Raw genomic sequence first — 5157 nt, forward strand, 5'->3', positions numbered from 1 at the left:
CCTGGACCCGCGGGGTGCGCGCGCGGACGGTCGCGCGGTCCGCCGCGACCTCACGCGCCCAGCCGGACGCCACGAGCGCCTGCGCCTCGACCGTGCGCGCGTGCCCGCCGACGAGCAGCGCGCAGCCCGCGAGGTCGGACCGCAGCGCGAGCACCTCGCGCACGTGCGGGTACGGGGCGCGAGGCTCGGCGTGCAGCGGGTCCCCGTCGTCCCAGCAGACGACGAGGCCGAGGTCGCGCACGGGTGCGAAGGCCGACGCGCGCGTCCCCACGACCACGTCGGCGGCGCCGCGCAGCGCCGCGAGGAACGCCCGGTACCGCGGCGCGGGCCCGTCGTCGGCCGTCAGCCGCACGACTCCCCCGGTCGTCTCCGGGGACCACGCGGGCACGCCCGCCGTCTCCAGCGCGGCCAGCACGCGCACGACGTCACGCGCGTCCGGCACCACGACGAGCGCGCCGCGACCGCCCAGCACGCACGCGGCGACGGCCTGCGCGACCGCGTCCTCCCACCGGTCCCCGAGCGCCCCGGGCAGCGCGGTCCAGACCGCGCGCGGCGCACCGCCCGCCTGCACGTGCTGCACGAACGCGGGCCCGCCGCGGTAGGCCGACCACGCCGACGCGTCGGCGCCGGCCACGGGCGGACGCGGGGTGCCGTCGGGGACGGCGAACGTCTCGGCCTCGACGCGCGCGTGCCGGGTCGGCACCGCGAGCCGCAGCACGTCGGACAGCGTGCCCGCCCACCGGTCGGCGACCGCCCGGGCCAGCGCGAGCACGTCGGGCGTGAGCACGGGCTCGCCGGACACGACGCGACGCAGCGGCACGAGCCGCCCCGCGTGCTCCGCCGTCTCGGCGCGGTCGAGCAGGTAGCCGTCGACGTCCTGACCGCCGAAGCGGACCTTGACCCGGACGCCCGGGACCGCCTGCGCGTCGAACCGCGCCGGGACGACGTACTCGAACGTCCGGTCGAGGTGCGGGGGCGACAGGTCGACCGCGACCCGTGCGACGGGCATCCGCTCCGCGGGCTCGAGGTCGGCGGCGCCCAGACGCGGTCGCGCGCGACGGCGCGGACCGGGCACCCCGTCGAGGACGAGCTGCTCGCCCGCCGTCACGTCCACGGACCCGTCACGCGGGCGGGCCGCACCGGTCGCCGGCATGCGCGGCGGCTCAGCCGACGGCGGCCAGCAGGTCGGCCGCGCGGTCGGTGCGCTCCCACGTGAAGTCGGGCAGCTCACGCCCGAAGTGGCCGTACGCCGCCGTGCGCCGGTAGATGGGCCGCAGCAGGTCGAGGTCGCGGATGATCGCGGCCGGGCGCAGGTCGAACACCTCGCGGATCGCGGCCGTCAGGCGCTCGACGGGCACGACGCCCGTGCCGAACGTCTCGACGTACAGCCCGACGGGGTGCGACTTGCCGATGGCGTACGCGACCTGGACCTCGCAGCGCTTCGCGAGGCCCGCGGCGACCACGTTCTTGGCGACCCAGCGCATCGCGTACGCGGCCGACCGGTCGACCTTCGACGGGTCCTTGCCGGAGAACGCGCCACCACCGTGCCGGGCGAAGCCGCCGTAGGTGTCGACGATGATCTTGCGGCCCGTCAGACCCGCGTCACCCTTGGGGCCGCCGACGACGAACGTGCCCGTCGGGTTCACGAGGAGCCGGTGGTCGCTCGCGTCGAGCTCGAGCTGCGCGAGGACCGGCGCGACGACGTGCTCCGCGATCGCGGGCCGCAGGTAGCTGTCGAGCTGGACGTCGGGGTCGTGCTGCGTGGACAGGACCACGGTGTCGAGCGAGACCGCGCGGTCACCCTCGTACCCGATGGTCACCTGGGTCTTGCCGTCGGGGCGCAGACCCGGCACGAGGTCCTGGCGGCGGACCTCGGCGAGCCGCTCCGCGAGGCGGTGCGCCGCCCAGATCGGCAGCGGCAGCAGCGACGGGGTGTCGTCGCACGCGTACCCGAACATCAGGCCCTGGTCGCCCGCGCCCTGCAGGTCCAGGGGGTCGATGTCCGCGGAGTCCTGCCGGACCTCGATCGACTTGTCGACGCCCTGCGCGATGTCGGGCGACTGCTGCCCGATCGAGACGGACACGCCGCACGAGTCACCGTCGAAGCCGATGTGCGACGACGTGTAGCCGATGCCCTTGACGACCTCGCGGACGACCTGCGGGATCTCCACGTACGCGCTCGTGGTCACCTCACCGGCGACGTGCACGAGGCCCGTCGTCACCATCGTCTCGACCGCCACACGGGCCGCCGGGTCCTGGTCGAGGATCGCGTCGAGGATCGCGTCGGAGATCTGGTCGCACACCTTGTCGGGGTGGCCTTCCGTCACCGACTCGGACGTGAACAGGCGCGCGGAAGCCTCAGTCATGGCGCACAGCCTAACGGGACGGAAACAGCCCTCTCACCGGCCGTTCACCAGCGGGCGAGCACCGCGTCCCACACGGCGTGCGCGACGTCGTCCTTGCTGCCCGCGGCGGCGGAGACCACCTCGCCCCGGGCGTCGAGCACGACCACGTCGTTGACGTCCGTCCCGAACCCGCGGCCGTCCCCGACCGCGTTCACGACGAGCAGGTCGGCCTTCTTGCGCAGCGCCTTGGCGCGGCCGTGCTCGAGGACCGAGCCGTCGTCGTCGCCCGTCTCGGCGGCGAACCCGACGACGACCTGGCCGTCGCGCAGCCGGTCGGCGGCGAGCTCGGCGAGCACGTCGGGGTTCTCGACGAGGTGCAGCGCGGGCGTCGAGCCGTCGCCGCGCTTCTTGATCTTGGCGTCCGCGAGGGTGGCCGGCCGGTAGTCGGCGACGGCCGCGGCCATGACGACCGCGTCGGCGTCCTTCGCGGCCGCGCGCACGGCGTCGCGCAGCTGCGCCGCGGTCTCGACGGGCACGGACGCGACCCCCGGCGGGACGGGGACGGAGAGGTTCGCGGCGACCAGCGTGACGTGCGCGCCACGCGCCGCTGCGGCGCGCGCGAGCGCGACACCCTGGCGACCGGAGCTGCGGTTGCCGAGGAAGCGGACCGGGTCGAGGGGTTCGCGCGTGCCGCCCGCGGACACCACCACGCGGCGGCCGAGGAGGTCGCGCGGGCCGACGAGCGCGAGCGCTGCCGCCGCGATCTCCTCGGGCTCGGGCAGCCGCCCGGGGCCCGTGTCGGCACCGGTCAGCCGGCCGCTCGCGGGGTCGAGCACGTGCACGCCGCGACGGCGCAGGGTGTCGACGTTGGCGACGGTCGCCGGGTGCTCCCACATCTCGGTGTGCATCGCCGGCGCCATGAGCACCGGGCAGCGCGCGACGAGGAGCGTCGCGGTGAGCAGGTCGTCGGCGCGGCCGGCCGCCGCCCGCGCGAGCAGGTCCGCGGTCGCCGGGGCGACGACGACGAGGTCGGCCGTCTTGCCGACGGCGACGTGCGCGACCTGGTCGACGTCCTCGAAGACGTCGGTCGTCACGGGCTGCCCGGACAGGGCCTCCCACGTCGCGCGCCCGACGAACTCCAGCGCGGCGACCGTCGGCACGACGCGCACGTCGTGCCCTGCCTCACGGAAGAGGCGCAGCAGCAGCACCGCCTTGTACGCGGCGATGCCGCCCGCGACGCCCAGGACGATCCGCATGGGGCGGTGCCTCAGCCCTCCGTGGCCTCGGAGGTCAGCAGGCCGGCGTCGATCTCGCGCATCGCGATCGACAGGGGCTTCTCCTGCGGGCGCGTGTCGACGAGCGGGCCGACGTACTCGAGCAGGCCCTCGTTGAGCTGCGAGTAGTACGCGTTGATCTGGCGGGCGCGCTGCGCCGAGTACAGCACCAGGGCGTACTTCGAGTCGGCGCGCTCGAGGAGCTGGTCGATCGGCGGGTCGGTGATGCCCGTGGGGGCGGCGACGGTTCCGGACACGATGGTCTCCCGTGAGGTCGGTGGGGGGTGCCGCGCGGTGGCCGCGGGGCGGAGCCTGCCCACGATCCTACCTGGTCGCGATCCCCATCACCCGGACCAGCTCGTCCGTGGCCCGGTGCACGTCGTCGTTGACGATCACGGTGTCGAACTCCGACTCGGCCGCGAGCTCCACGCGGGCGGTCGCGAGGCGCCGCTCGCGCTCCTCCGCGTCCTCGGTCCCCCGCCCGACGAGCCGGCGCTCGAGCTCGGCGAACGACGGCGGGGCGAGGAACACGAAGTGGGCGTCCGGCATGGACGCCCGCACCTGGCGGGCGCCCTGCAGGTCGATCTCGAGGAGCGCCGGCTCACCGGCGGCGAGCCGACGCTCGACGGGCTCCCGAGGCGTGCCGTACCGGTTGCGTCCGTGGACGACCGCCCACTCCAGCAGGTCGCCGTTCTCGACCATACGGTCGAACTCGTCGACGCTGACGAAGTGGTAGTGCACCCCCTCGACCTCGCCCGGTCGCGGTGGCCGCGTCGTCGCGGACACCGACAGCCAGACCTCGGGGTAGCGCGTGCGGACGTCGGCGGACACCGTTCCCTTGCCGACGGCGGTGGGTCCGGCGAGAACGGTCAGCCGGGCGGGCGTCGTCGTCATGGGTGGTGCGGTACTCCTCGTGCGCAGCGGTGACGGGCGACCGTCACCCGAAGCGGTCGACGAGCGCCTTCACCTGGTGGGGTCCGAGGCCGCGGACGCGCCGCGTCTCCGAGATGCCGATCTCGGAGATGATCGCACGAGCCTTGACCTTGCCCACACCGGGCAGGGACTCGAGGAGCGCGAGCACCTTGAGCTTGCCGATCGTCTCGTCCTTCTGGCCCTGCTCGATCACCTCGGACAGGGTGCCCTGGGAGTACTTGAGGCGGTTCTTGACCTCGGCACGGGCCTGCCGGGCGGCGGCGGCCTTCTGGAGCGCTGCGGCTCGTTGTTCGGGAGTCAGCGGAGGAAGAGCCACGCGCGTCACCTTCTCGTCAGTGGGCCAGCGATCTCGACGGATGCGCAGGATCGTGACAACGAAACTAGCGAGGCCCACCGAGGTCGGCAACGCGGACGCGCCGGAGCGACCTGCGAGGACGCCCCTTCGGGCAACCATCCCACGAGTGCCCGGGGCGCCTGCGCGCGCAGGCAGCCGCACCGGCACCCGGGGTCCTCGGGATGCCGGTGCGGCGGCGGCGTGGCTCAGGCGAGCGCGGCGGCCGCCTCGTCCGCGGCGCGGCGGGCGGCAGGTCCTCGCGTCGTCCTCG

General features: G+C 75.0%; 6 protein-coding genes. All 6 read right to left on the bottom strand.

What is annotated here, in order from left to right; genetic code table 11:
• The coding region (locus CTKZ_RS13730; protein WP_503825971.1) for a primosomal protein N' family DNA-binding protein at window positions 1-1153 on the bottom strand (1153 nt) is incomplete at its 3' end.
• 10 nt (window positions 1154-1163) lie between these two features.
• Window positions 1164-2366: a methionine adenosyltransferase gene (gene metK, locus CTKZ_RS13735; protein ID WP_124343479.1), complete on the bottom strand. Its 1203-nt coding sequence runs from the start codon at window positions 2364-2366 to the stop codon at window positions 1164-1166.
• 44 nt (window positions 2367-2410) lie between these two features.
• Complete coding sequence (gene coaBC / locus CTKZ_RS13740) at window positions 2411-3601, bottom strand: bifunctional phosphopantothenoylcysteine decarboxylase/phosphopantothenate--cysteine ligase CoaBC (protein WP_124343480.1); 1191 nt, start codon at window positions 3599-3601, stop codon at window positions 2411-2413.
• 11 nt (window positions 3602-3612) lie between these two features.
• The gene (gene rpoZ / locus CTKZ_RS13745; RefSeq protein WP_013771129.1) at window positions 3613-3876 is read right to left on the bottom strand and encodes a DNA-directed RNA polymerase subunit omega; all 264 of its coding nucleotides are present in this window, start codon (window positions 3874-3876) and stop codon (window positions 3613-3615) included.
• Between the two features lie 67 nt (window positions 3877-3943).
• Window positions 3944-4513, bottom strand: a complete 570-nt coding sequence (gmk, locus tag CTKZ_RS13750; protein WP_124343481.1) for a guanylate kinase — start codon at window positions 4511-4513, stop codon at window positions 3944-3946.
• A gap of 43 nt (window positions 4514-4556) precedes the next feature.
• The gene (gene mihF / locus CTKZ_RS13755; RefSeq protein WP_124343482.1) at window positions 4557-4868 is read right to left on the bottom strand and encodes an integration host factor, actinobacterial type; all 312 of its coding nucleotides are present in this window, start codon (window positions 4866-4868) and stop codon (window positions 4557-4559) included.
• Window positions 4869-5157: the final 289 nt, after the last annotated feature.

The sequence above is a fragment of the Cellulomonas algicola genome (genome assembly GCF_003851725.1).
Lineage (GTDB): Bacteria > Actinomycetota > Actinomycetes > Actinomycetales > Cellulomonadaceae > Cellulomonas > Cellulomonas algicola.